Source organism: Kribbella sp. NPDC056861 (genome assembly GCF_040687575.1).
In the GTDB taxonomy this organism is placed as follows: Bacteria; Actinomycetota; Actinomycetes; order Propionibacteriales; family Kribbellaceae; genus Kribbella.
On the sequence record NZ_JBFBNQ010000004.1, the window covers coordinates 183602 to 208967 of the forward strand.

The 25366-nt window shown below is 68.9% G+C and carries 21 protein-coding genes; 13 read left to right on the top strand and 8 right to left on the bottom strand.

Annotated elements, in window-relative coordinates; genetic code table 11:
- Window positions 1-78 precede the first annotated feature (78 nt).
- Entirely contained in the window at window positions 79-486 is a 408-nt protein-coding gene (locus AB0P21_RS20330; protein WP_363698667.1) for a nitroreductase family deazaflavin-dependent oxidoreductase, read from the top strand.
- Window positions 487-558: 72 nt separating this feature from the next.
- Here the strand turns inward: AB0P21_RS20330 and AB0P21_RS20335 are convergent, their stop codons facing one another.
- On the bottom strand, window positions 559-1695 hold the full coding sequence (locus AB0P21_RS20335; RefSeq protein ID WP_363698668.1) for an epoxide hydrolase family protein: 1137 nt from the start codon (window positions 1693-1695) through the stop codon (window positions 559-561).
- 63 nt (window positions 1696-1758) lie between these two features.
- On the opposite strand from AB0P21_RS20335, the gene AB0P21_RS20340 reads away from it, so the two are divergent.
- Window positions 1759-2700 (top strand): YafY family protein, encoded by a 942-nt coding sequence (locus tag AB0P21_RS20340; protein WP_363698669.1) that lies wholly within the window; start codon window positions 1759-1761, stop codon window positions 2698-2700.
- Here the strand turns inward: AB0P21_RS20340 and AB0P21_RS20345 are convergent.
- Entirely contained in the window at window positions 2678-3970 is a 1293-nt protein-coding gene (locus AB0P21_RS20345) for an FAD-binding oxidoreductase (protein WP_363698670.1), read from the bottom strand. The two genes, AB0P21_RS20340 and AB0P21_RS20345, sit on opposite strands and share 23 nt — an antisense overlap.
- Window positions 3971-4016: 46 nt before the next feature.
- Here AB0P21_RS20345 and AB0P21_RS20350 point away from each other — a divergent pair, with 46 nt between their 5' ends.
- From AB0P21_RS20350 to AB0P21_RS20390, 9 genes are all read left to right on the top strand, one after another.
- The gene (locus AB0P21_RS20350; protein WP_363698671.1) at window positions 4017-5429 is read left to right on the top strand and encodes a PLP-dependent aminotransferase family protein; all 1413 of its coding nucleotides are present in this window, start codon (window positions 4017-4019) and stop codon (window positions 5427-5429) included.
- Between the two features lie 107 nt (window positions 5430-5536).
- Window positions 5537-6931, top strand: coding sequence for a trypsin-like peptidase domain-containing protein (locus tag AB0P21_RS20355; protein ID WP_363698672.1), 1395 nt, complete (start codon window positions 5537-5539; stop codon window positions 6929-6931).
- A gap of 142 nt (window positions 6932-7073) precedes the next feature.
- The gene (locus AB0P21_RS20360) at window positions 7074-8507 is read left to right on the top strand and encodes an MFS transporter (RefSeq protein WP_363698673.1); all 1434 of its coding nucleotides are present in this window, start codon (window positions 7074-7076) and stop codon (window positions 8505-8507) included.
- Window positions 8504-9052 carry a TetR family transcriptional regulator gene (locus AB0P21_RS20365; protein ID WP_363698674.1) on the top strand — a complete coding sequence of 183 codons (549 nt, stop codon included), beginning with the start codon at window positions 8504-8506 and terminating at the stop codon, window positions 9050-9052. The genes AB0P21_RS20360 and AB0P21_RS20365 overlap by 4 nt, the downstream gene beginning before the upstream one ends.
- Window positions 9053-9212: 160 nt before the next feature.
- Window positions 9213-12824, top strand: coding sequence for a methionine synthase (metH, locus tag AB0P21_RS20370; protein ID WP_363698675.1), 3612 nt, complete (start codon window positions 9213-9215; stop codon window positions 12822-12824).
- 54 nt (window positions 12825-12878) lie between these two features.
- On the top strand, window positions 12879-13355 hold the full coding sequence (locus tag AB0P21_RS20375) for a GNAT family N-acetyltransferase (protein WP_363698676.1): 477 nt from the start codon (window positions 12879-12881) through the stop codon (window positions 13353-13355).
- Complete coding sequence (locus AB0P21_RS20380) at window positions 13356-15869, top strand: LuxR C-terminal-related transcriptional regulator (RefSeq protein WP_363698677.1); 2514 nt, start codon at window positions 13356-13358, stop codon at window positions 15867-15869.
- Window positions 15870-15982: 113 nt separating this feature from the next.
- Window positions 15983-16255, top strand: a complete 273-nt coding sequence (locus AB0P21_RS20385; RefSeq protein ID WP_363698678.1) for a DUF4242 domain-containing protein — start codon at window positions 15983-15985, stop codon at window positions 16253-16255.
- An 89-nt stretch (window positions 16256-16344) separates the two neighbouring features.
- Window positions 16345-17112 carry a class I SAM-dependent methyltransferase gene (locus tag AB0P21_RS20390; RefSeq protein WP_363698679.1) on the top strand — a complete coding sequence of 256 codons (768 nt, stop codon included), beginning with the start codon at window positions 16345-16347 and terminating at the stop codon, window positions 17110-17112.
- On the opposite strand, the gene AB0P21_RS20395 is transcribed toward AB0P21_RS20390, so the two are convergent.
- Window positions 17092-17631: a GNAT family N-acetyltransferase gene (locus tag AB0P21_RS20395; protein WP_363698680.1), complete on the bottom strand. Its 540-nt coding sequence runs from the start codon at window positions 17629-17631 to the stop codon at window positions 17092-17094. The two genes, AB0P21_RS20390 and AB0P21_RS20395, sit on opposite strands and share 21 nt — an antisense overlap.
- 88 nt (window positions 17632-17719) lie before the next feature.
- Between AB0P21_RS20395 and AB0P21_RS20400 the strand changes: the two genes are divergently transcribed.
- Window positions 17720-18085 carry a YciI family protein gene (locus AB0P21_RS20400; protein WP_363698681.1) on the top strand — a complete coding sequence of 122 codons (366 nt, stop codon included), beginning with the start codon at window positions 17720-17722 and terminating at the stop codon, window positions 18083-18085.
- Here AB0P21_RS20400 and AB0P21_RS20405 read toward each other — a convergent pair.
- Complete coding sequence (locus tag AB0P21_RS20405; RefSeq protein ID WP_363698682.1) at window positions 18068-20407, bottom strand: polysaccharide lyase 8 family protein; 2340 nt, start codon at window positions 20405-20407, stop codon at window positions 18068-18070. The two genes, AB0P21_RS20400 and AB0P21_RS20405, sit on opposite strands and share 18 nt — an antisense overlap.
- A 113-nt stretch (window positions 20408-20520) precedes the next feature.
- Between AB0P21_RS20405 and AB0P21_RS20410 the strand changes: the two genes are divergently transcribed.
- Window positions 20521-21588 carry a substrate-binding domain-containing protein gene (locus AB0P21_RS20410; protein WP_363698683.1) on the top strand — a complete coding sequence of 356 codons (1068 nt, stop codon included), beginning with the start codon at window positions 20521-20523 and terminating at the stop codon, window positions 21586-21588.
- Here AB0P21_RS20410 and AB0P21_RS20415 read toward each other — a convergent pair.
- The 4 genes from AB0P21_RS20415 to AB0P21_RS20430 all read right to left on the bottom strand — a co-directional run bounded on the left by AB0P21_RS20415 (window position 21536) and on the right by AB0P21_RS20430 (window position 25141).
- Window positions 21536-22075: a dihydrofolate reductase family protein gene (locus tag AB0P21_RS20415; protein ID WP_363698684.1), complete on the bottom strand. Its 540-nt coding sequence runs from the start codon at window positions 22073-22075 to the stop codon at window positions 21536-21538. The genes AB0P21_RS20410 and AB0P21_RS20415 overlap by 53 nt on opposite strands.
- 55 nt (window positions 22076-22130) lie before the next feature.
- Window positions 22131-23006: a hypothetical protein gene (locus AB0P21_RS20420; RefSeq protein ID WP_363698685.1), complete on the bottom strand. Its 876-nt coding sequence runs from the start codon at window positions 23004-23006 to the stop codon at window positions 22131-22133.
- Entirely contained in the window at window positions 23003-23575 is a 573-nt protein-coding gene (locus AB0P21_RS20425) for a sigma-70 family RNA polymerase sigma factor (RefSeq protein WP_363698686.1), read from the bottom strand. Before AB0P21_RS20425 ends, AB0P21_RS20420 begins: the two co-directional genes overlap by 4 nt.
- 108 nt (window positions 23576-23683) lie before the next feature.
- Entirely contained in the window at window positions 23684-25141 is a 1458-nt protein-coding gene (locus tag AB0P21_RS20430) for a chondroitinase-B domain-containing protein (protein ID WP_363698687.1), read from the bottom strand.
- Window positions 25142-25366: the final 225 nt, after the last annotated feature.

Consider the following 25366-nt stretch of genomic DNA (forward strand, 5'->3'; position numbering starts at 1 on the left):
CACCCCGTTGTCCGGCGGGAACAATGGGTACTGGATATTGGTTCTAGGTTTTATTACCCGCGTTAGCAAGGAGACCGCATGCTGTACGGAGCTGAACACGTCGAGCGCTACGAGGCCACCGACGGTGTCGAGGGATACGACTGGGGCGACCACGGCGCCCACATCCTGATCCTCACCACGATCGGCCGGAAGTCCGGCGAGGAGCGCAAGAACCCGCTGATCTTCCGCGAGGTCGACGGCGGCTACGCGATCGTGTCCTCCAAGGGCGGCGCGCCGCAGGACCCGGACTGGCACTTCAACCTGGTCGCCGACCCGAACGTGAAGGTCCAGATCCTGGCCGACAAGTTCGCCGCGAAGGCCCGGATCGCCTCCGACGAGGAGCGCGCGACGATCTGGCCGAAGATGGTCGAGATCTGGCCCGACTACGACGAGTACACGAAGAAGACCGACCGGGAGATCCCGATCGTCATCCTCGAGCGCCAGTAGTCGCAGCACGACTTCCAGGACCGCCGCCCGCACCCCTCGGTGCCGGCGGCGGTCCTGCGTTGCAGCGGCGTCCTACCGCAGGTCGCGGAAGAACTCGCGGATGTCGGTGGTGAGCAACTCGGGCTCCTCCATCGCCGCGAAGTGACCGCCGCGGTCGACGTCGGTCCAGCGGGTGATGGTGTTCGCCTCCTCGCAGTACTTGCGGATGCAGACGTCGTGGGCGAAGGCGATCACGCCGGTCGGTACGCCGGAGTTGGCCGGCTTCTCGCCCCAGGACGCCTGCGCGTAGCCGACGTACGCCGCCGAGCTCGCGGTGCCGGTCAGCCAGTAGAGCATCACGTTGGTGAGCAGCCGGTCCCGGTCGATGATCGCGTCGGGCACCGTCGTCCGCGGGTAGGTCCACTCGCGGAACTTGTCCATGATCCAGGCCAGCTGCCCGACCGGTGAGTCGGTCAGCCCGTAGCCGATCGCCTGCGGGCGGGTCGACTGGATCGCGATGTAGCCGAACTCCTCCCGCCCGAAGGCCGCGATCCGGGCCATCCGGTCCTGCTCCAGCGGAGTCAGGGTGGCGAGCTCCTCGTCGGACATCTGCATCGGCGGCAGGTTGGGCCCGCCGTTCGTGTGGACGCCGACGACGTGGTCGGGCGCGGACCGGGCGACCTCTGGCGAGACCGCTCCACCGATGTCACCACCCTGTACGCCGTACCGCTCGTAGCCGAGTTCGGCCATCAGCTTGGCCCAGGTCCGGCCGATCTTCGCCCTGGTCCAGCCGGATTCGCTGACCGGTCCCGAGAACCCGAAGCCGGGCAGCGAGGGAATCACCAGGTGGAAGGCGTCGGCCGCGTCACCGCCGTGCGCCGCGGGGTCGGTCAGCGGGCCGATGAGGTCCAGGAACTCGGCGACCGAGCCCGGCCAGCCGTGCGTCAGGACCAACGGCAGCGCGTCCGGGTTGGGCGACTTCACGTGCAGGAAGTGGATGTTCTGACCGTCGATCTCGGTCGTGAACTGCGGGTACGCGTTGAGCTGCTTCTCCGCGGTACGCCAGTCGTACTCCGTGCGCCAGTACTCGACCAGCTCACTCAGCCAGCTGACCGGTACGCCGGTGTCCCAGCCGTCACCGGGCAGCGCCGCGGGCAGCCGGCTGTGGTCCAGCCGGTACTGGAGGTCGTCGAGCTGACTCTGCGGGATGTCGATGCTGAAAGGCTTCATGACTGCGACTCTTCCACCCAGTTAGGTCAGCTTCTGTCCTAGCGAACTGGCAGACTTCCGAGCATGTTGGAAACCTCGGCGCGACTCCTCAAGCTGCTCTCCTTGTTGCAGTCCCCGCGCGACTGGAGCGGTACTGCGCTGGCCGACGAGTTGGGCGTCGGCATCCGGACGGTCCGGCGCGACGTCGACAAGCTCCGCAACCTCGGCTATCCGGTCGACGCCGTGCCGGGGGTGGCCGGCTACCGGCTCGGAGCGGGAGCCTCGCTGCCACCGCTGCTGCTGGACGACGAGGAGGCGGTCGCGGTCGCGATCGGCCTGCGTGCGGCGGCGACCGGGAGCGTGGAAGGTATCGAGGAGTCGTCGGTCCGGGCGCTCACCAAGCTCGAACAGGTCTTGCCGTCCCGACTGCGTCATCGGGTGCGGCTGTTGCAGTCGGTCGCCGTGACGCCGACGATCGGCGCTTCGGTGTCACCCGAGGTGGTGATGGCAGTTGCGACGGCCAGCCGCGATCACCAACGACTCCGGTTCGACTACCGCAGCCACGACGGCACCTCCACAGTCCGTACTACGGAACCGCATCGCCTCGTCCACACCGGACGACGGTGGTACCTGGTCGCGTGGGACCTGGACCGCGAAGACTGGCGCACGTTTCGCCTCGACCGCCTGGAGCCGCGGATCCCGACCGGCCCGCGGTTCACGCCGCGGGAAGCGCCGGAGCTGGCCGCGACGACCAGGGGTGTCGCCTCGGGCGGTTATCGCTATCAGGCTCGGTTCATCCTGCAGGCCCCGGCGGAGGTGATGGCCGACCGGATCGCCACCACTGTCGGCACCATCGAGCCGATCGACGAGGTGAGCTGCGCGCTCTCGACCGGGGCGAACTCGCTGGACGAGCTCGCTCTCCACATGGGCATGCTCGGCGTCGATTTCACGGTGGAGTCCCCGCCTGAACTGATCGACCGCATTCGGGTGCTCACCGATCGGCTCAGCGCGAGCCTGCCGGCTTGATGTTCTGGTTCAGGTGGAAGACGTTGCCTTGATCCCAGACGGTCTTCAGGGTGGTCAGCCGGTCTAGCTTGGCGGGCGGGAAGGCACGGTTGATCTTCTCGCCGTTCAGGGTGTTCAGGTAGGCGCCGCCGGAGTACTCGTCGAGCGTCGCTGCGTAGGCCCGGAGGGTGGCGATCTTCTCGGCGTCGTCGGCCGGGTCCTCCCAGCGGGTCGCGGTGACGAACTCGAAGAGGGTGTCCCGATGACTGAACGCGGCGTCCTCGTCCGGTACGTCGGCGATCGCGCCGCCGTACGCCTGCAGACTCGCGCCGACGCCAGGGTTGCGGAGGAGAGCGCGAATCGCGTTGTCCGGCAGGGCTTTGAAGTAGTGGCCCTTCCAGTAGCGGCGGAAGCGGTGGCCCTGGATGCTGTCGTCCCGGCTCTGCAGGGTCAGGTAGGACAGCTCCTCGACGCTCTCGCTGGTCGCGGTGCCGAAGGCCCGGAAGGCGGCGAGCAGCTCGTCCGGGTTGCCGGGGGCGCCGACCCAGACGAAGCCGACGGTGACCTGGTCGGCGGTGATGTGCGCGGTGAAGGTCGCCTGCCGCGGGGCAGTGGTGTTCAGGTCGCGCCAGGCGCGGAGTACGGGGAAGGCTTCGGCGGTGGGGTAGGTGAACTCGGCGACGAGCGCGCGGGTGCCGATCTGGTGCAGGCGGAACTCGAACTCGGTGACGATGCCGAAGTTGCCGCCGCCACCGCGCAGGCCCCAGAACAGCTGCGGGTTCTCGGTCGCGGAGGCGGTGACCACCTCGCCCTCGGCCGTCACCAGCTCGTACGACAGGACGTTGTCGCAGGCCAGGCCGTACTGCCGGGCCAACCAGCCCATGCCGCCGCCCAGTGTGAGGCCGCCGACGCCGGTGTGCGAGACGTTGCCCGCGGTCGTGGCCAGGCCGTACTGCTGCGCCGCGCGGTCGAGTTCGCCGAGCAGTGCGCCGCCCTGGACCCGGGCCGTGCGGTTGACGGCGTCGACCTCGACCCTGCCCATCGGGGTCAGGTCGATCATCAGGCCGCCCTCGGGCACGGCGAGACCGGCGATGTTGTGGCCGCCGCAGCGGACCGCGATCTCCAGGTCGTGGTCGCGGGCGTAGCGGACGGCGGCGGCGACGTCCGCGGTACTGCGGCAGCGCGCGATCGCGGCCGGCCGGCGGTCGACCATCGCGTTCCAGACCTCGCGGGCGTCGTCGTACCCGGTGTCGCCGGGGTGCAGCAGAGTCAGCGTCTCGGTGGTAGTCATGGCACCACCCTGACAGCGAACCGGTACTCGGATAAGGTCCAATTCCATGAGCCGATCCAGGTCCAATTCAGGTGCTGGTGAGCTGCTGGTCGTGCTCGACCGGAACAGCTCCGCGCCGCTGCATCAGCAGCTGGAGAGCGGGATCCGGGAGCGGATCCGGCAGGGGTTGCTGGCCGCGGACACCGCGTTGCCGGCGACGCGGGCGCTCGCCGCCGACCTCGGGCTGTCGCGAGGTGTGGTGGTGGAGGCGTATCAGCAACTGGTGGCTGAGGGATACCTGGTCAGCAGGGCTGGTGGGTATACCCAGGTCGCGCCGGGAGCCGCTCGGATTCCTCAACAGGGCAAGGCGAAAGCGGCTGCTGGTGGTCCGCCGCGCATCGACTTTCGCTACAGCCGGCCCGATGTCACGCAGTTTCCGCGGGCCGCGTGGTTGCGGTCGGTCCGGAAGGTGCTGAACGAGATGCCGCACCGGTCGCTGGCCTATCTCGAGGGGCAAGGTGCGCTGGAGTTGCGGGAGGCGTTGGCGGACTACCTCAACCGGGTTCGCGGTACGTCGGCGCGGGCCGAGAACATGCTGATCTGCAACGGATTCGCGCAGGGATCGCGGTTGCTGGTGCAGGTGCTCGCCGCGGCAGGGTATCGCCGGCTGGCGGTCGAGGACCCGTCGGATGACGAGTTGCGGGCTGTCGCTGCGGCGGCTGGGTTGGAGACGATCGGCGTACCGGTGCTGGAGTCCGGGCTGGACGTGGAGGCGCTGGAGCGGTCGGGGGCGGACGTCGTACTGGTGACGGCGGCGCATCAGTTCCCGACCGGGGCGGTGACGTCGGCGCAGACTCGGGCGGCGCTGGTCGAGTGGGCGACTCGGCGGGAGGCGTTGATCATCGAGGACGACTACGACGCGGAGTACCGGTACGACCGGGAGCCGATCGGGGCGCTGCAGGGGTTGGCGCCGGATCGGGTCGCTTATGCCGGGACGGCGAGCAAGACGTTGGCGCCGGGGCTGCGGTTGGGGTGGCTGATCCTGCCGGAGCGTCTGGTTGAACCGATGGCCGCGGCGAAGTTCGCTGATGATCGGGGCTCGCCGGTGCTCGACCAGTTGACCTTCGCTGACTTCGTGACGAGGGGTGAGTTCGATCGGCACCTGCGTCGGATGCGGCCGCGATATCGGCAGTTGCGGGACACCTTGATCCGGTGTTTGGCCGAGAAGACGCCTGACCTGCGGCCGGTCGGGGTCTCGGCGGGGCTGCACGTGCTGACCTGGTTGCCGGCTGACCTGAGCGAGCGGGACGTGATGCAGGCCGCGCGTGATCGCGGGCTCGGGGTTTATGGGCTCAAGCCTTACTGGGGACAGAACGCCGGTCCTGAAGGTCTGGTTTTCGGCTACGGCAGTCTGACCGAGGCGGCCGTTGTCGAGGGCATCGATTTGCTCGCGGAGGCCATCGCTGCCGTCCGGAGGTAGGTGGGCGGAACATTCTCAGCTGATTCATCGGTTCAGCCGATGGAGTTCTCAGACTGCCGAGGTCTACTCGATGTCAGGCAGGTACAGGGCTGAGGAGGCAACGGGACATGAGCAGCACCGAAGGACAGCAGGGGCCGACACCACCTTCGGGGAATCCGCAGGCGGGGCAGGGGTATCCGCAGCAGGTGTGGGTTCCCCAGTATCCGCAGTACGGGCAGCAGTACGGGCCGCCGGCGTACGGGCCGCAGTGGGGGCCGGGGGCGCAGCCGGCGCCGAAGCGGAAGAAGCGGCTGCCGATGGTGATCGGCGCGATGGGGCTGGCGGCAGTGCTCGCCGCCGGATCGGTTGCCTGGGGCATCGATCAGCAGTCGGGCGCGAACAGCAGCTCCACGCTGGCGCAGGTGCTGACACCGTCGGCGGTGGCGGACAAGGTGTCGCCCGGGCTGGTGAACATCAACACCGTGCTGGGTTATCAGGGCGCGCAGGCCGCCGGGACCGGGATCGTGCTGACGTCGGACGGCGAGATCCTGACCAACCACCACGTGATCGCCGGGGCGACGGAGATCTCGGTCACCGCGGTGGGGAACGGGAAGACGTACACGGCGAGCGTGGTCGGCTACGACGCCGAGCACGACATCGCGGTGCTGAAGCTCAAGGACGCCTCCGGGCTGGAGACGGCGAAGATCGGCGACTCGTCGACGGTGAAGGTCGGCGATCAGGTGGTCGGGATCGGGAACGCGGGCGGCAAGGGCGGCACGCCGAGCTTCGCGCCGGGCACGGTGACGGCGCTGGACCAGGCGATCACGGCGACCGACGAGTCCGGGGCGAATCCTGAGGATCTGAAGGGGCTGATCCAGACGGATGCCAACATCCAGCCGGGCGACTCCGGTGGCGCGTTGGCGAACTCGGCCGGCGAGGTGGTTGGGGTTGATACCGCTGGTGGGTCCAGTAATCCTGGGCAGGGTGCTGGGCGGCAGACGGGGTACAACCCGAATGTCAACAACAGTTCGACGCCCAGTACCGCGATCGCTGCGTTGACCGCGTTCGGTGATGGACCCGGCTCTGGTGACGGCTACAGCCAGGGGGACGGACAGGGCCAGGAGCAAGGTCAGGGGCAGAGCGACGAGCAGACTGCCACCGGGTACGCCGTACCGATCAACCAGGCCATGGACATCGTCGAGCAGATCGACTCGGGCAAGGAGTCTGCCGACGTGCACATCGGTGGCTCGCCGCTGCTCGGGGTGTCGATTCTCTCCAACGCCAACGGGACGGCCGGCGCCGTGGTCAACGATGTGATCGCCGACGGTAAGGCCGACGAGGCAGGGATGCAGGCCGGTGACACGATCACCAGCTTCGGTGGCGAGCAGGTCACCTCTCCGGAGGCGCTCTCGACGCTGCTCGACCAGCACCACCCCGGTGACAAGGTGTCCGTCTCCTGGACCGACCAGGCCGGTGAGCAGCACACCAAGACGATCGAACTCGTCAACGGTCCGGTTCGCTGACCCGAACCACCCCGATCGGGTCCGCGCGCTCACCCTCCCAGAGCGCCGGGCCCGATCGCTGTCTGTGGCCGGCACAGCGGGAATGGACACCTGAGCGGGAGGGGTGAACAATTGTTTACCCTAGGCGGGTGAGGATCCTGAGTTGACCGTCCGTCCCGCCGCTCATCCCCGTCTGGTGCTGGCCGTGCTCGCCTCGTGCGGAGTGCTCGTCGCCGTCATGCAGACCCTCGTCGTGCCGCTGCTGCCGTCGCTGCCCGGCCTGACCCACAGCAAGCCGGCCGATGTCAGCTGGCTGGTCACTGTGACCCTGCTGGCCGGCGCGGTCTTCACTCCGCTGCTCGGCCGGGCCGGTGACATGTACGGCAAGCGCCGGGTGCTGATCATCGCGTTGGCGTCGATGGTGCTGGGATCTCTGCTCTGCGCCATCAGCTCGGACCTGCCGGTGCTGATCGCCGGGCGGGCCTTCCAGGGCGCGGCGGTGGCAGTGGTTCCGCTCGGCATCAGCATCCTGCGCGACGAGTTGCCGCCCGACCGGGTCATCCCGTCGATCGCGATGATGAGCTCGACCCTGGGTGTCGGGGCCGCGTTCGGGATCCCGGCGGCCACGCTGGTGGTGCAGTACGCGAACTGGCACACGATGTTCTGGATCTGCCTCGTGCTCGGCCTGCTCAACATCGCGGCCGTGCTGCTGGTGGTGCCCGAGTCGGCGTTGCGCAGCAGTGGGCGGTTCGATGTACCGGGGGCGCTGGGGTTGAGCGCCTTCCTCGTCTGCCTGCTGCTGGCCGTGTCGAAGGGGAGCGCGTGGGGTTGGACCTCACCCGCGACCGTCGGTTTGTTCGTCGGCGCTGCCGTGATCGTGCCGCTGTGGGGTGCGTACGAGTTGCGCAGTACTGCGCCGTTGGTGGATCTGCGGGTGTCGGCCCGCCCGGCGGTGCTCTTCACCAACCTCGCTGCGCTGCTGATCGGCTTCGCCTTCTACGCGAACTCACTCGCCACCGCGCAACTCGTGCAGGAGCCCACGTCGACCGGCTACGGACTGAACGCGTCGATCGTGGTCAGCGGGTTGTGCCTGCTGCCGGGTGGCGTCGCGATGGTGCTGTTCTCGCCGATCTCGGCCCGGATCTCGAGGTCCCGCGGGCCGCGGTTCACCCTCGTCACCGGGGCCGGCCTGATGACGCTCGGGTACGTCGTCCGGCTGTTCACCAGCGAGAACCTGGTCGCGATCGTGGCCGGCGCGACCGTGGTGGCGGCCGGCACCGCCGTGGCGTATTCGGCACTGCCCGCCCTGATCATGCATGCTGTGCCGGTGACCGAAACGGCCGCGGCGAACGGACTCAACACCTTGATGCGCACGATCGGCCAGGCGATCTGCAGCGCGATCGTCGTGACCGTGCTGACCAATGTGGTCGCGACCAGCGCGGGCGTCACCGCGCCGACCCTGCGCGCCTACCTGATCGTGTTCGTGATCGCGGGTCTCTGCGCGCTGGTCGCGGTCGTGTTGACACTGCTGATCCCGTCCCCGCGCGCGATCCCGGCCCGGCATCCCGAGCTGGCCGAGGCAGGCCGTACGACGTGACCGACGCCAGCCGCCCCGCCATCGTCAAAGCCGCCCGCCGAGCCTTCGCCCGGCAGCCCTACGACGCCGTCACGCTGCGCGGAATCGCTGCCGAGGCAGGAGTCAGCGCCTCGCTGATCGTCAAGCACTTCGGTGGCAAGGAAGCGCTGTTCGACCACGTCGCCGACTTCAGCGACGCCGCCGAACTGTTGCTGTCGGCACCGGATTCCGAGCTCGGCCGGCACGCGGTCGAGACGCTGATCCGCTGGCGCCGCGAGACCGAGACCGACCTGCTGCTCCGGGTCGTCTTCGCGATCGGCGTCGGCGACGAGCGCAAGCTGATGCGCGAACGCTTCCACGACCAGGTACTCCGTGCCTTCGCCGACCGCCTGACCGGTGAGCGGACCGCAGTACGGGCCGAGTTGATCGTGGCCCAGTTGCTCGGTCTCGGCGCCGCCCTCGCCGTCGGCAAGGAGGGGCCGACCGCCACGGCGGACCCGGCCCTGATCGCGGAGCTCTACGGCCCCGGAATCCAGGCCCTTGTCATCTCAACTAATGGGACGTAATCTCATTAGTTGGTCAGGGATTCTGATTCGCCCGGTGCGATCAGTAGCATTGCGGTCCAGGTCGAGAGGCGCTGCGACGGGCCCGGAGAGGGTTCGCCACGCTCGGTCTGGAACGACCGAGTAAGGGCGCCTCCGGAGACTCTTCTGGAGGTGGCCGAAGGTGACGGATCGTCTGACCGAGCTGCGTACCCTGCTGGACCAGCGGGTGGCGGTGCTGGACGGCGCCTGGGGAACGATGCTGCAGGGCGCGAACCTGTCGCCCGAGGACTACCGGGGCGATCGCTTCGCGGATCACACCCATGACGTGACCGGCGACCCGGACCTGCTCAACCTGATGCGCCCGGACGTGATCCTCGACGTCCACCGGCAGTACCTCGAGGCCGGCGCCGACATCACCACCACCAACACCTTCACCGCGACCAGCATCGGCCAGGCCGACTACGGCCTGCAGTCGCTGGTGCGGGAGATGAACCTCGAGGGCGCCCGGCTGGCCCGGCAGGCCGCGGACGAGTTCGGCGGCCGGTTCGTGGCCGGCTCGATCGGCCCGCTGAACGTCACCCTGTCGCTGTCGCCGCGGGTGGAGGACCCGGCGTACCGGGCGGTGACGTTCGAGCAGGTCCGCGACACCTACGCCGAGCAGATCTCCGCGCTGGCCGAGGGCGGCGTCGACCTGCTGCTGATCGAGACGATCTTCGACACCCTGAACTGCAAGGCCGCGATCGCCGCCGCCCGCGAGGTGGCGCCCGAGCTGCCGCTGTGGATCTCGGTGACGATCGTCGACCTGTCCGGCCGGACGCTGTCCGGGCAGACCGTCGAGGCGTTCTGGAGCTCGGTCGAGCACGCGAAACCGCTGGTGGTCGGGGTGAACTGCGCGCTCGGCGCCGCCGAGGCGCGTCCGCACGTGGCCGACCTGTCCAGGTTCGCCGACACCTACGTCGCCTCGCACCCGAACGCGGGGCTGCCGAACGCCTTCGGCGGGTACGACGAGACGCCGGACCAGACCGCCGGGATGCTCGGTGAGTTCGCCGAGGCCGGCCTGGTCAACATCGTCGGCGGCTGCTGCGGGACGACGCCGGCCCACATCGCGCAGATCGCCAAGGCGGTGCGGGGGACGAAACCGCGCGAGGTCGTTGCGCCGTACGAGCAGACCCGGTTCAGCGGGCTGGAGCCGTTCTCGATCGGGCCGGACACCGGGTTCGTGATGATCGGCGAGCGCACCAACGTGACCGGGTCGGCCCGGTTCCGCCGGCTGATCGAGTCCGACAACCACCAGGCCGCGGTCGACGTGGCGCTGGAGCAGGTCCGCGGCGGCGCGAACCTGCTGGACGTGAACATGGACGCCGACCTGCTCGACTCCGAGCAGGCGATGACCACCTTCCTCAACCTGGTCGCCACCGAGCCCGAGGTGGCCCGGATCCCGATCATGATCGACAGCTCGAAGTGGTCGGTGCTGGAGGCCGGGCTGAAATGCGTGCAGGGCAAGGGCGTGGTCAACTCGATCAGCCTGAAGGAGGGCGAGGAGGAGTTCCTCGAACGCGCCCAGCGGATCCGCGACTACGGCGCCGGCGCGGTGGTGATGGCCTTCGACGAGCAGGGCCAGGCCGACACCGTCGAGCGCAAGGTGTCGATCTGCGGCCGGGCCTACGACCTGCTCACGCAGCAGATCGGCTTCCCGCCCGAGGACATCATCTTCGACCCGAACGTGCTGGCGGTCGCCACCGGCATGTCCGAGCACAACGGCTACGCCAAGAACTTCATCGACGCGCTGCCGCTGATCAAACAGCGCTGTCCGGGCGTCCACATCAGCGGCGGCATCTCGAACCTGTCGTTCTCGTTCCGCGGCAACGACATCGTCCGCGAAGCGATGCACTCCTCGTTCCTCTACCACGCCGGCCAGGTCGGCCTGGACATGGGAATCGTCAACGCCGGCCAGCTCGCGGTCTACCAGGACATCCCGCCGGACCTGCTGGAGCTGGTCGAGGACGTCATCTTCGACCGGCGCGACGACGCCACCGACCGGCTGGTCGCCTTCGCCGAGAACGTGAAGGGCAAGGGCACCCAGCGCGAGGTCGATCTGAGCTGGCGCGAGGGCACCGTGGAGGAGCGGCTCTCGCACGCGCTCGTGCACGGCATCGTGGACTTCATCGAGGACGACACCGAGGAGGCCCGGCTGACCCGCAAGCGGCCGCTCGAGGTGATCGAGGGCCCGCTGATGGACGGGATGAAGATCGTCGGCGACCTGTTCGGCGCGGGCAAGATGTTCCTGCCGCAGGTGGTGAAGAGCGCCCGGGTGATGAAGCGCTCGGTCGCCTACCTGGAGCCGTTCATGGAGGCCGAGAAGGAACTGGCCCGCCAGGAGGGCCGGCTGGAGGACGTCCGCGGCCAGGGCAAGGTGGTGCTCGCCACCGTCAAGGGCGACGTGCACGACATCGGCAAGAACATCGTCGGCGTGGTGCTGGGCTGCAACAACTACGAGGTGATCGACCTCGGCGTGATGGTGCCGGCGGCGAAGATCCTCGACACGGCCATTGCCGAGGGCGCCGATGTGGTCGGGCTGTCCGGGCTGATCACGCCGTCGCTGGACGAGATGGTCGCGGTCGCGGCCGAGATGGATCGGCGCGGGCTCAAACTTCCTTTGCTGGTGGGCGGTGCGACCACCTCCAAGCAACACACGGCGGTCCGGATCGCACCGGCGTACGAGAACACCACGGTGCACGTGCTGGACGCGTCCCGGGTGGTCGGGGTGGTCTCCGACCTGCTCGACGACGACCGCGCCGAAGTGCTTGCCGTCAGCAACCGTGCGGCCCAGGAGGTGCTGCGCGAGCAGCACGCGAACAAGCAGCGCAAGCCGATGCTGTCGATCGAGGCGGCCCGGGCCAACCGGGAGGTCGTCGACTACGGCGAGATCCCGGTGCCCGAGTTCATCGGACTGCGCCGGGTGTCACCCGATCTGGAGACGCTGCGGGCGATGGTGGACTGGCAGTTCCTGTTCCTGGCCTGGGAGCTGAAGGGCAAGTATCCGGCGATCCTGGAGCAGCCGGTCGCACGTGAGTTGTTCGACGACGCGAACACGATGCTCGACCAGATCATCGCCGAGAAGTCCTTCACCGCCGACGGCGCTTACGCGTACTGGCGCGCGCACGGCGAGAGGGACGACATCATCCTCGACGACCTCGGCGCGTCGTTCCCGATGCTGCGGCAGCAGACCGAGAAGCCGGCCGGCCGGGAGAACCGCTGCCTGGCGGACTACATCGCCCCGAAGGGCGACCACCTCGGTGGCTTCGCGGTGGCGATCCACGGCGCCGAGGAGCTGGCCGCGAGGTACGAGGCGGAGCAGGACGACTACAAGGCGATCATGGTGAAGGCGCTCGCCGACCGGCTGGCCGAGGCGTTCGCCGAGTGGATCCACCTGGAGGCGCGCAAGGGCTGGTTCGAGCCGGATGCCGAGCCGCTGCTGGCTGATCTGCACGCGGAGCGGTTCCGCGGGATCCGGCCGGCGCTGGGGTATCCGGCGAGCCCGGATCACAGCGAGAAGCAGCTGCTGTTCGAGCTGCTCGAGGCGGACAAGCTGGGGCTGGCGCTGACGGAGTCGTTCGCGATGACGCCGGCCGCGGCGGTCAGCGGGCTGATCTTCGCGAGCCCGGAGGCGAAGTACTTCAGCGTCGGGCGGGTCAACAAGGATCAGATCACCGACTACGCGGAGCGGCGCGGAATGCCGCTGGCGGAGATCGAGCGCTGGCTGCGGCCGAACCTGGCCTATGACCCGGACTGATCGTCTGGATCTAAAGCTGGAGCCGGTCGGCGTTCCTCGTTCTACAGTGACGGGATGAGTGTCACGCTGCGGGCCGCGAGGGCGGCTGATGCGGATGCCGTCGCCGCCATCTGGTACTCCGGGTGGGGCGACGGGCATCTGGGGAACGTGCCGGACGAGCTGGTGGCGATCCGGACCAAGGCGTCGTTCTGGGATCGGGTGCCGGGGCGGATCGGGGACACCACAGTCGCTGTCGCCGGGGTCGAGGTGGCCGGGTTTGTGATGGTCGTCGGTGACGAGGTCGAGCAGGTCTACGTCTCGGGTGAGCATCGCGGGTCGGGCATCGCCGGCACGCTGATCGCGGAGGCCGAGCGGCAGGTCAAGGCCAACGGGTACGACGAGGCCTGGCTCGCGGTGGCGACCGGCAACGCTCGTGCCCGGCGGTTCTACGAGCGCAGCGGCTGGGCGGACGGCGGTGCGTTCGACTACCCCGCGAGCACGGATGACGGGCCCATCCCGGTGCCCTGTCATCGGTACACCAAGCAGGTCTGAGTGCTCGAGCGCGAGGCCCTGTTGGCGACGCTGCGGGAGATCGAGCCCGGGGCGATGGTGTTCGTCGCGGGTGAGGCCGGGATCGGCAAGACCTCGCTGGTCAGGGCCTACTGCGCCGACCAGCCAGTGGTTCGGTACGGCTTCTGCGACGCCCTCGGTACGCCGCGCGCACTCGGCCCGCTGCACGACATCGCGCGCACAAGCCGCGAGCCGGCGGGCGCTGCACTGGCCGACCTGCTGGCAACAGGAGCAGACCGGCACACGCTGTTCACCGCGTTCCTCGACCTGTTGGCGTCAGGCCCGTCCGTGACGGTGGTGGAAGACGCGCACTGGGCAGACGAGGCCACCCTCGATCTGCTGCTGTTCATCGGCCGCCGCATCGATGAGTTGCCCGCGCTTGTCGTGGTCACCTACCGCTCGGAGGAGGTCGGCCGCGACCATCCGCTGCGCCGCGTCCTGGGTGACCTGGCCACCGCTCGCCCCGTACGCCGGTTGCAGGTGCCTGCGCTATCTCCAGCAGCGGTGGCAGCGCTGGCTGAGCCACTTGAGCTGGATGCTCATCAGCTGTTCGCAGTGACGGGCGGCAACCCGTTCTTTGTCACCGAGGCGCTTAGTGCGCCCGGGGAGGAGCTACCGGCCACCGTGCGGGACGCAGTACTGGCTAGGGCGGCTCGGTTGAGTGCTGCGGCTCGGGCGGCGCTGGATGTCGTCTCGCTGGTGCCGGACCGGGCAGAGGTCGCGCTGGTAGCCGGCAGTGGGCTGGAGGAGTGCGTCGAGTTGGGAATGTTGTTGCTGGACGGGCAGACCGTGCGGTTCCGGCATGAGCTGGCCAGACGGGCGATCGAGTCCGACGTACCGGTTGTGCGGTTGGCTGTCCTGCATGGGCAGGTGTTGGACTACCTGGCGAGTGTCGATGACGTGGACCCGGCGCGGCTGTCGTACCACGCAGAGGCGGCGGGGGATCGTGCTGCGGCTCTGAAGTGGGCGCCACAAGCGGGGAAGCTGGCTGCGGAGGTCGGTGCCTATCGGCAGGCTGCGGAGCACTACGCCCGGGCACTACGGCATGTGAGTGGAGCACCGGAGGAGGTGCAGGCAGAGCTGTGGGAGGGCAAGGCCGAGGCGAGTGACAACAGTGGAGACCTGTTGGCGGCAACGGAGGCGTGGGGCCGCGCTGCCGAGCTCTGGAGCGGGCTGGGCGACGTCGACAGGCAGGGAGCGGTGATGGCTCGCTGCTCACACGTGCTGTGGAAGGCAGGCCGCAATACCGAGGCCCATGCGATGGCACGAGAGGCGGTAGCGCTGGTCGAAGCCGGCCCTCCGGGCCCCGGCCTCGCGACTGCGTACGCAGCTGTGGCCAGGCTGCTCATGCTCGGCCGGGACATGCCGGGAGCGATCACCCTGGGCACCCGGGCAGCGGAGTACGCCGAACGCTTCGGTGACATGCAGACGCTCGGACGCGCGCTCAACGCGGTCGGCAGCGCGCACTGGCTGACCGACCCCGAGCGGGCGACCGAACTGCTGCTGGCGAGCCTCGACGCCGCCGGGAGAGCCGAGGACCAAGCGGGTGCGGCGCTGGCGATGACAAACCTGGGTTCGGGAGCCGGTGAGGTGCGTCGGTACGCCGTGGCCGACGAGTGGCTCGCAGCGGCCGTCGACTGGTGTGCGGCTCGGGACCTGGATGCGTCGGCAGCGTATGCGAGGGCGTGGCAGGCGCGGAGTGCGTTCGAGCAGGGGCAGTGGTCAGTGGCGGCCGCCAAGGCCGGTGAGGTGCTGACTGTGCACTCGCAGCACGTGCCGTCGCACATAGTTGCCAACACCGTGCTCGGGCGGCTGCGGTCCCGGCGGGGTGATCCGGACCCGGAGACGCCGTTGCAGCGTGGGTGGGAGCTCGCAGTACAGACAGGGGATTTGCAGCGGTTGTGGCCGGCTGCTGCGGCGCGGGCGGAGAGTGCCTGGTTGCTGGGGACTCCGGAGCTGATCGAAGAGTTGGTTGCTGAGACCTATGAGCAGGCCTTGGCGCTGAAGCATCCGTGGGCGGTGGGGGAGTTGGCCTACTGGCTGCAGGTAGGTGGTGTCGAGACGGAGCTGCCGGAGTACGTCGCTCGGCCATATCTGACTGGGGACGGGTGGCGCGAGCTGGGCTGTCCGTACGAAGCGGCGCTGGCGGCGGCGGACAGTGACGATGCCGAGCGGCAGGTGAACGGGCTGTTCGAGCTTCAGCAGTTGGGCGCTTGGCCGGCGGCGGAGATCGTGGCGCGACGCCTGCGCCAGAACGGTGTCCAGCGGTTGCCACGGCGACCACGCGGTACGACGCGGGAGAACCCGGCGCACCTGACCGACCGCGAGACCGAAGTACTGGCGTTGCTGGCCGAGGATCTGCGCAACGTGGACATCGGGGCCCGGCTGCACATCTCGCCGAAGACGGTCGATCACCACGTGTCGTCGATCCTCGGCAAGCTCGGGGTCTCGTCCCGGCAGGCAGCGGCAGAGTGGGTTCGCCGCGCAGCAAGATAGGGAGTTTGCCGGGCGAACATAGGGAGCAGCTCCCGATGGCCGGGCGGGCGCTGAGCGGCAGAGTTCTTCGTGGGAGGCGAACGGCGCCTCCGGACTCACGAAAGGCACTACTGATGAACCGCTACCTGGTGGAGCGCACCTTTCCCGAAGGCCTCACCGTCCCGACCGACGACCGCGGCGCCAAGACCTGCCTGAACGTTGTCGACGGCAACGCGCGGCACGACGTCACCTGGGTGCACTCCTACGTGTCCCCGGACCACAAGTCGACCTACTGCATCTACGACGGCCCGTCGCCGGAGGCGATCCGGCAGGCCGCCGAGACCAACGGGCTGCCGGTCACCAAGATCACCGAGGTCCGGGTTCTGGACCCGTACTTCTACCACTGACGCTCGCACCGGGATCGCCACCCTGACCCTCGCGGCGGGGTGGCTGCCTGGTGCTGGCTGTGGCGCGGTCCGGCGCTTATCGTGCGGGGATGAGCGAGTGGGCGCAGGGGGAGATCTACGAGTCGTACGTCGGCCGGTGGAGCCGGCTGGTCGCGGCGCAGTTCGTCGGTTGGCTCGATCAGCCGGCCGGGCTGCGGTGGCTGGACGTCGGCTGCGGCACGGGGGCCCTGACCAGCACGATTCTCGCGGCGGCGGCGCCGGCCGAAGTGGTCGGCGTGGATCCGTCGGAGGGGTTCGTCGGGTACGCGCGGGGCGCGGTACGGGATGCTCGGGCGCGGTTCGAGGTGCGGTCGGCCGCGGAGCTGACCGACGAGACGTTCGACGTCGTGGTCGCCGGGCTGGCGCTGAACTTCATCCCCGACCGGGTGGACGCTCTGCGCAAGATGCGCGCGGCCGGCTCGACGGTGGCGGTCTACGTCTGGGACTACGCCGAGGGCATGCAGTTGATGAAGTACTTCTGGGAGGCGGCGGGGCACGTCCGGCCGCAGGACCGGGATCGCGACGAAGGCCAGACCTTCCCGTTCTGCAATCCGGCCGGTCTCGAAGGGCTCTTCGCGGAGGCCGGATTCAGCGCCGTCGAGACGGGCGCGATCGTCGTACCGACCGTGTTCGACTCCTTCGACGACTACTGGACGCCGTTCCTCGGCGGGCAAGGTGTTGCGCCTGCGTATCTGCGCAGCCTCGATCCCGACGCCCAGCAGGCGATCCGCGCGCTGGTCGAGGCGCGGTTGCCGATCGGCCCGGACGGATCGATCGCGCTCACTGCCCGGGCCTGGTCAGCGCGCGGTACGAGCTGATCGCCAGGCGCTCTGCAGCAGACCGAAGAGCAGGTCGTCGGTCCACTCGTTCTTGAACCAGGTGTTCTGCGGCCGGAACCCCTCCTGCTGGAAGCCGAGCCGCTCCAGCAAGCGGGCCGACGCGGTGTTCCGGGCGTCGCACTCGGCCGAGACGCGGTGCAGGTCGCGCTCGGTGAAGAGGTGTTCGAGCAGTCCGCTGACCGCCTCGGTCGCAAACCCCTTGCCCTGGTACGCCGGCGCCAGGGTGTAGCCGAGGTCGGCCTGCATCAGGTTGTCGAAGGTGTTCAGCCCGATGTCCCCGATCAGCCGGCCGTCCAGGTCGATCGCGTACTGGAACCAGCCCGCCTGCAAGGGATCCCCGCTCGCGAACTCGGCCACCGTGGTCCGCGCCTGGTCGAGGCTGAAGGGTGCCTCCCAGGACTGGTACTGCGCGACCTCGGGGACCGACCGGTACGCCGAGAAGGCCTCCGCGTCCTCGGGCCGGAAGCGACGGATCTCCAGACGTGCGGTCGTGATCATCAAGCCAGTATCGCGATGTCAAGAAATGGTTTTCGGCTGCGTCCTTGCAGTGAGGGCCGCAGCGAGTGGCCGGCGACGGAGGTGGGCGATGAGGTACTTGCTGATCCTGCAGGTGAGCGCGGCAGTGCTGGAGGGGTTGACCACCGAGCAGCGGGCGACGGTCGCCGCGGGCCACCTGGAGTTCCAGCGGATCGCTGCGGAGGCGGGGGAATTGATCAGTACGGAGGCGCTGGCCGGTCCGGCGGCCGGCATGGTGATCAGTCAGGGGGTGGTTTCCGCTGGGCTGTTCCGGGAGGCCGCTGCGTTCATGGGCGGGTACTACCTGGTCGATGTGGAAGGTCGAGAGCGGGCGGTCGAGCTCGCCGAGCTGCTGCCTGACAGCAGGATCGACGGGCTCGCGGTGGAGATCCGCCCGGTGATGTGTGGCTCTGGTGGGTCAGAAACGCAGGGTTAGGTGGTGGGTGGCACCGGCTGAACCGCTGACGTCGACAGTGACCTTGGTACTGCGCCGGGTGCGCACGCTGGTGACAGTCGGGTCGGCACTGGCCACGCGCAGGCCCGGTAGGAACACGGTCAGCTCGACGGTGGTCGCGAGCTGGGTCGGGTCGGAGACAGCCAGGTCCAGCTCCCGCCCGCGGATCCGGCGGATCACCGAGCACGGCGTCTGCGCCTGCAGCTCCGCGACTCGGTCGGCCTGCCAGAAGTTGGCCAGCGTCAGACCGAGGGGCACACTCAGTACTGCTTGAGCGGAGGCGGTGTTCCGGAGTACGAGCAGACCAGGCGCTTTGGCGAGCTGCTTGGTGCGGGCTGCCGTCGCGCCCGGCGCCAGCAGATAGCTGTACGCCGCTCCGCTGGGGTCGACGCCGTGATCCAGCCACATGGTCAGGTAGCGGCGAGTGATCGCGTCAGCCGGGCCGCCGGTGTTGATGTCACGCCAGGACCCGCTGCGTGCCTCCCGGCGGAGCTGCAGATCGCAGCCGCTGGGGAACACATAGCCGCCGACGCCGTCCAGGTGAGCCCAGCGAGCATTGCCGACCGTCGCTGAGTCGCCCAGCGTGGGAACGCGTCTGACGCCGTCCACGGTAAACGCGTTGGTGCCGTCGCTGTGCAGGTTGCGATTCTCGATCACCGTCTCCACCGGGTAGCCGCTGCTGCCCGTGATGCCTGCGCCCAGCGCGACGACGTACTCGTCGAGGCAGAACCAGGACTTGCGGGCGCGAAGTGGCGAGACCGGACCCTCCAGGTCTTGGCCGACTGCCGCGTAGCCGTCGAGAGTGCTGCCGCCGACCCAGGTCGCTGTCGGCGGCCGGGCGGCGCCCCACTCGCCTCCTGCCTTCGGGGGCAACGGGAGCTTGTCCACTGTGATGCCGGGGAGTCGGGTGCGGTCGACAGTCGGCCAGAAGGCGTCGGCGTACTGGCCGTTGTCCTTGTCGTACAGGTAGGTCATGCCGGAGCCGCTGTGGTAGCCCTGCTCGTTCTCGCCGTTGCCGGACTCGTAGTACGCGATCCGGCGGCTGGCCATCGAGATCGAGTACGCCCAGCCAGAGCGACGGTGTACTGCGCGGTCCATGCTCGCGAACAGCGTGTGGCCGTCACGCTCGGGGGCAGGCGTCACGCCATGCAGTGACTTCACCAGGGTCACCCGCGGGATTGTTGCCCCTGACAACATGTTGCCGAAGGTGTCGCGCTGCAGCCAGCCGGCCACGGCGGATCGCCACTGGACCGCGAGCGCGGTGTCGACACCCTGCGCCAACCGCAGGATCGCCTCGGCCGCGGTGTAGCCGTCGGTGTGGTCGGAGGCGTTGTAGCGAGACACAGCACGGCCGCGCACGAAGTCCATCATCCGCGCGTCGTGGACGACGGGCAGGTAGGCCTTCGCGACCGAGTCGAACAGGATCTGCCGCTTCGGGTCGGTGACCTGCCAGGGTGAATTCGCCAACAGGGCAAGGAGTTTGCCGATCCCGCTCAGCAGGACGTGCCCGTAGGTACCGGTGTAGGCGACCCAGGTGTGCTGGACGAACGAGCCGTCGCGGTAGAAGCCGTCGCCGGTCGTCACGTACTGCCAGGTATCGCTCAGGCCGTCGCGGGCGTGGGTCAGTTTGGCTTCGTCGTCGGTGACGAGGGCGCGCACGATGATCGCCTGGCAGAGGTCGACCCGGTTCGCGCCGGTGGACACGATGCTGCGTGCGGGCGGGAACATCCGGTAGGGGTCGGGGACGAAGTGGTCGATGGCCGCGCAGTACCGCTCACGGGCGGCAGGCGCCAGTTCGGCGTACAGGAGGATGAGGGTGTTGGCGAGCGGGCGGGTGGCGCCGATCTCCCACGACCACCAGTTGCCGAACTCGACGGTGCCGGGTTTGTAGATCAGCTGGTACATCGACTCCAGAGCGGCCTGCAGGTCGGCCAGCAACGCCGGGTCCGAGTGGTACGCCGAACCGGGGGTGGCCCAGGCAGTTGCCAGCTGCTCCAGCCGGACGTAGGTGTTGGCGACCGACGGGTCGGCGGTCAGCGGGTAGTCGGTGAAGACGACCTTGCGCGTGGTCGAGCGGTCGAGTTTGGCGAGTGACTCGGTGACCCCGGTGTCGAGCCGCGTCAGCGCGGCGGCGTAGTCGGGATCGGCGGGGTCGAGGGCGGTGCCGCCGGTGAGATCGGCGGCCCACTTGGCGCGCAGCGCGGCGAAGTCGGCCGGTGCGGCGAACGCGGTGGTGGGGCTCGGGAAGTGCATCGCCGCGACGGTGGCGGTGCTCGCGGCCAGGAAGGTACGGCGTTTCAGCATGGCGGGGTTCCTTCAGAGAGCGGATCTGAGGACTGCTGTTCGGACGAGTTTGTGGCAAGTCATTCCTTAATTCAAGAGATTCATACTTATGAATTTCCGAGTAGAGTCGCTGGATGAGCGCGTCGGAGGCCGGGCGGGGGCAGAAAGCCCGCCATCTCGCCGGGGAGCTGCGGCGGGGGATCGCCGAGCTGCGCTGGCCGGGAGGCAAGCTGCCGACCGAGCAGCAACTGGCCAATGAGCAGGGGGTCAGTCTCAACACCGTGCGCCGGGCGGTCGACCTGCTGGTGCAGGACGGTCTGGTCTACCGGCGGCAGGGCTCGGGGATGTACATCGCGAGCAACGAGACCGGTCCGCTGATCGGCGTCGCCGTACCGTCGATGACGTACTACTACCCGCGCATCATCGTCGGGATCGAGCGGGAGCTGGCCAAGCAGGGCGCGCAGATGCTGTTGCGGAGTACGGAGTGGGACTCGGCCGAGGAACGGCTGGCGGTCGACGGGCTGATCGGCGCCGGCGCGGCGGGGTTGATCCTCGCGCCGGACGGGCCGTCAGGGCTCGCGGAGCTGGAGGACCTGGAGTTGCCGATCGTGCTGATCGAGCGTGGACTGGAGGATCCCGCGACCCTGCACGAGTTCGTCGGCACCAATCACGCGGCGGGTGCCCGCGCGGCGCTCAAGCACCTGCGCGGGCTCGGTCATACCCGGATCGCCTACCTGGAACGCAGCAGCCCGCACACCGCGCCGCAGGTAAGAGCGGGGCTCGGCGACGTGCCGGTGTTGAGTGAGACCCGTGATCGCTGGACCAGCGCCGGTGCCGACGAGTTCCTCGACAAGTTGCTGCAGCACCAGGCCACGGCTGTGCTCTGCTTCGCCGATCGGGAGGCGACGCTGCTGCTCAACGCGGCGCTTGCCCGCGGCATCGACGTACCGGGGGAGTTGTCGGTGATCAGCTACGACGACGAGGTCGCCGACCTGTCCGAAGTACCGCTGACCGCTGTTTCCCCTGCGAAACTTGAGGTTGGACGCGTCGCGGTCGAGCTGCTGCGGGCGCGCCTGGCCGAGCCGGACGCGCCTCGCCGGCAGATCTCGCTGGTACCGCGGTTGGTCGTCCGCGAGTCGACCGGGCCGGTCAGACCACCCGGAACCACAGGTTCGTTGCCATCGGCGCCGAAGTCGCGCTGATCCGTTCGAGGCCGACGGTGTGGCCGCCCGGGTGGTCGAAGAGTCGGGTGCCGTCGCCCAGCAGCACCGGGGCGATCAGCGTCAGCACCTCGTCGAGCTCGCCCGCCTCCAGGCACTGCCGGGCGATGTCGGCGCCGAGCACGTTCACGTACTTGTCACCGGCGGCGCCCTTCGCCTGGGCCAGCGCGCTCGCGAAGTCGTCGACGAAGTACTCGTCGGCGGGCGAGCTGTCCGGGACCCGATGAGTGACGATGTACTGCGGACCTTCCCACCCGCCGCCGAACGCCTTGCCCTCACCCTCGGCGCCCTTGTTCGGGTCGTCGCCGTCGTAGGTGCGGCGGCCGACCAGCAGCGACCCGATCTGGTCGATCAGCGCTGAGACCTCCGGGTTGGGACCGAAGTACCGCGTCATCCAGCTCATGTCGCCGCCGGGGCCCGCGATGTAGCCGTCGAGCGACATCGTCACCGAGTAGAGCACCTTCGCCATGGTTCCTCCTGTTGGCTCGTTCGTTCGTCGTTGGGACGAGCGAGCCCGGAAAAACTCATCGCGGCCGCAGGTAGTTCCAGACGCTGCTCTTCTTACAGGTCTTCGGGTCGGGGGACGGGTTGTCGCTCATCCACGCGACCAGCTTGCCGTTCGGATCGATGTAGCAGGCGTTGCGGCGGGCGTGGAACTCGCCGTCGGTCCGTGGGCTGGTGTAGACGAGCTTGCCGGTGGCGTCGTAGCCACGGACCACGACCGGGATGGCGGTCGAGGCCGAGTGCGGGCCACGGACCCGGACGTACGGGACCGGGGCGTAGAAGTACCCGTGCCGGAGCACCACCTCCATCGCCGGGCGGGTGCCGACAGTGATGGTGATCCGGGTGATCGACTTGGCGTAGGCGCCGCCGCCGATCATCCGGTTCTCCACCGGCCGGTACATCACCTGGTTCTCGCCGGACGGATAGGCCTGCCGCACCTTGCCGGTGGAGTCGATGCCGCAGCTGATCCAGCCCATCATCTTCGTGTGCACCACGACCCAGACGGGCGTGTAGGTGTTGCTCTTCGCATGCGGGAAGCTGAAGCCGTCGAGTACTTCGAACGGCTCGGACCGGCCCGCCCGCGCCGGAATCGGGAACTGCATCTTGTCTGCGCAGGCCTTGCCGAAGCGTGCCTTGTCGGCGGCGTCGAGCGGCTCGACGTCCGTCTGCTTCTTGACCGGGCCGTTCACCGGGAGGCCGCGACGCTCGTCCCGCAGTACCGGGATGCCGACGGCGAGGCCGGTGGTCAGCGCGAGCACCGCGGCGGCGGCGACCAGCGAAACGATCCGGCGGCGCGGCGCGCCCTGGTGGGACTCGTGCCCGACGATGGCGATCAGCTCGTCGCGCTGCCGCTCGCGGGTGGACGGGCGGAGGTCGTGTTCGGGTGGTGTGTTCATGACTGGTTCTCCACGGCCGAGAGGGGAGTGAGTTCGCGTAGGTGTTTGCGGGCCCGGGAAAGGCGGGACTTGACGGTGCCGATCGGGATGCCGAGGGCCACCGCTGCCGCTTGCTGGTCGAGGCCGGCCCAGACGCAGAGCTCGACGATCTCCTGCTCGTGCCTGGGAAGTTTGCGCAGCGCCTTCCGGGCCTGGCTGATCTGCTGGTCGTCGTCCAGCCGGCCGGCCACCTCGTCCGCGTGGTCACGTTCGTGGGTGACCAGCACGTGCGCGGCGGCGAGGGCCCGCCGGTAACGGGCTTTGGAGCGCCACTCGTTGCGGACGGTGTAGTCCGCGGTGCGGAGCAGCCACGGCAGCGCGGAATCCCGGTCGAGCTCGACCTCCTCCCGGCGCCGCCAGGCGTGCAGGAACACGGCCGAGGTGAGGTCCTCGGCGTCGCTCCAGGACGCGGTCCGGCGGTAGAGGAAGTTGTAGATCGCCCGGGCATGCCGGTCGTAGAGCTGCGCGAAGGCCTCCGCGTCGCCCTCGCCGGCCCGGGCCCACAGCGCCCGATCGGTACTCACTGCCATCGTCTGCACACCCCCTCTGTGTCGGGCCGGCCGAAAAGGTTCCCGCTCACCACGTCGAACAGCTCCCGACCCTAAACGGGGTCGGGAGCTGTTCGGCGGGCCTACTTCTCAGGCGGACTTCGGGCCTACGTCGGTGGGGGTGAGGGGGCGGTTGGTGGGAGCGGTCGTGCTGTATTCGTCGGCGCCCACATCTGCCTTGCCGGAGCGCGGGTTGCCGTCCACGTCGCGGGTGACCGTGGAGTACGTCTTGCTGGCAGCGTTGATGGCCGGGCTGCCGGACGTCAGCCGCCGTACGCCGTCAGCGCCGATCGCCAGCAGCGGGTCCCGCCGGGTGAAGCCCGACGCGGGGAGGTTGCCGTTGGCGGCCGCGCCCCACAGCAGGTTGCCCGACCATGCGATGCCCTGCTGGTACGGCATGTTGACCAGCTGACGTCCCGAGTCGCCCACCAGGAGGTTGTCGGAGATCGTGCAGCCTAGCGGCGGCAGCGTGCGCATTGTCTCGCCGGCAATCGCTGTACCGCAGGAGAGCACGGTGTTGAGCGCGATCGTCACCCGGTCCGGAGCGTCGTTGCCCTTCCGGCTCTCCGGCGAGTCCGACGGCTTGTCGTCGCGCACCGAGCCGCTGCCGAGCGTGATCCCGGTGCCGGAGACCTTCTCCACATAGTTGTTCACCACCAGGTGGTCGTTGCCGTAGATCCGGATCCCGTTGCTGCCCGACAGGACGAAGTTGCCCTCGACCCGCGAGCGGCTGCCGTGCCGCAGGACGATCCCGCCGAGGCTGTCGCGGACCGTGTTGTCCCGGATCGTGTTGCTGCAGGACTTGACCGAGATCGCCTCCGGGTCGCCGTTGGCGCGCTCGAACAGGTTCTGCTCGACGATCGCGCCGGCATCGCTCAACGACCGGCCGCTGAGGCCGAGCCGGATCGGCTCGCCGCCGTTGCTGCCGGTGAAGCTGTGGTCGGAGAAGTAGTTGCGCAGGATGTGCACCCCGCGCGACATCCCGGACGAGCCCGGTCCCTCGACGCACATGAAGACGCCCAGCGTCGACTTGCCGTGGAAGTGGTTGCGGTCCACCTTCGAGTACTCCGCCCGCACCATCAGCCAGTTCACGCCGCTGAGATCGGCGAGCTGGAAGTCGTTGCGGCTCAGCCGGAGGTGGTTGCAGCTGGTGGTCAGGTCGATCATCGTGCTCTGCCGGAACCGGAACCCGCTGACCGTCACCCAGGACGAGTTCGCGAAGGTGAAGCCCTGGCTCCCGGTCAGCGTGACGCCGCCGACCGACTCGGCCTGGATGACGATCGAGGCGCTCGAGTTGCCGTTCTTGCCCGAGATCGCGATCGGCCGGCCGGACGGTACGGCGTACGTGCCGTTGGCCAGTACCACCGTGCTGCCGGGCTGGGCGGCGGCGATCTCCTGTCGCAACTGGTCCAGCGTCGCAGCCCGTACTGCGCGCGCTCGGGTGAAGATCGGCGGCCGGGTGGCGGGTGCCGCGTCGGCCAGGCCGGGCAGGGTGGCGGCGAGGCCGGCGCCCAGCGCAGTACTGGTGAGAAAAGTCCTTCTGTCCATGGTGTCCTCCGGTCGGGGCGGTGATCCGGGTGTCACTCGGTGCGGCCGTCGGATGGCCGGCCGGTGGCTCAGTCTGGGGTGCGTCAGGCGACTCCGGCAAGCGCTTGCCGGAGTGTCGGGACCGGATGTCCCGTGGGCCGGAACCTGGTTCCAGCAAGGTTCCGTGGGGCAGGAGTGGGGCAGCTTCGGGGCAGATCGCGGATGAGAGCGCGCTCGCGGTCTACG

Bases quoted from the DNA above. Each gene is read 5' to 3' on its own strand.
- AB0P21_RS20330 (WP_363698667.1), top strand. From the start codon at position 79: ATGCTGTACGGAGCTGAACACGTCGAGCGCTACGAGGCCACCGACGGT.
- AB0P21_RS20335 (WP_363698668.1), bottom strand. From the start codon at position 1,695: ATGAAGCCTTTCAGCATCGACATCCCGCAGAGTCAGCTCGACGACCTC.
- AB0P21_RS20340 (WP_363698669.1), top strand. From the start codon at position 1,759: ATGTTGGAAACCTCGGCGCGACTCCTCAAGCTGCTCTCCTTGTTGCAG.
- AB0P21_RS20345 (WP_363698670.1), bottom strand. From the start codon at position 3,970: ATGACTACCACCGAGACGCTGACTCTGCTGCACCCCGGCGACACCGGG.
- AB0P21_RS20350 (WP_363698671.1), top strand. From the start codon at position 4,017: ATGAGCCGATCCAGGTCCAATTCAGGTGCTGGTGAGCTGCTGGTCGTG.
- AB0P21_RS20355 (WP_363698672.1), top strand. From the start codon at position 5,537: ATGAGCAGCACCGAAGGACAGCAGGGGCCGACACCACCTTCGGGGAAT.
- AB0P21_RS20375 (WP_363698676.1), top strand. From the start codon at position 12,879: ATGAGTGTCACGCTGCGGGCCGCGAGGGCGGCTGATGCGGATGCCGTC.
- AB0P21_RS20385 (WP_363698678.1), top strand. From the start codon at position 15,983: ATGAACCGCTACCTGGTGGAGCGCACCTTTCCCGAAGGCCTCACCGTC.
- AB0P21_RS20390 (WP_363698679.1), top strand. From the start codon at position 16,345: ATGAGCGAGTGGGCGCAGGGGGAGATCTACGAGTCGTACGTCGGCCGG.
- AB0P21_RS20395 (WP_363698680.1), bottom strand. From the start codon at position 17,631: ATGATCACGACCGCACGTCTGGAGATCCGTCGCTTCCGGCCCGAGGAC.
- AB0P21_RS20400 (WP_363698681.1), top strand. From the start codon at position 17,720: ATGAGGTACTTGCTGATCCTGCAGGTGAGCGCGGCAGTGCTGGAGGGG.
- AB0P21_RS20405 (WP_363698682.1), bottom strand. From the start codon at position 20,407: ATGCTGAAACGCCGTACCTTCCTGGCCGCGAGCACCGCCACCGTCGCG.
- AB0P21_RS20410 (WP_363698683.1), top strand. From the start codon at position 20,521: ATGAGCGCGTCGGAGGCCGGGCGGGGGCAGAAAGCCCGCCATCTCGCC.
- AB0P21_RS20415 (WP_363698684.1), bottom strand. From the start codon at position 22,075: ATGGCGAAGGTGCTCTACTCGGTGACGATGTCGCTCGACGGCTACATC.
- AB0P21_RS20420 (WP_363698685.1), bottom strand. From the start codon at position 23,006: ATGAACACACCACCCGAACACGACCTCCGCCCGTCCACCCGCGAGCGG.
- AB0P21_RS20425 (WP_363698686.1), bottom strand. From the start codon at position 23,575: ATGGCAGTGAGTACCGATCGGGCGCTGTGGGCCCGGGCCGGCGAGGGC.
- AB0P21_RS20430 (WP_363698687.1), bottom strand. From the start codon at position 25,141: ATGGACAGAAGGACTTTTCTCACCAGTACTGCGCTGGGCGCCGGCCTC.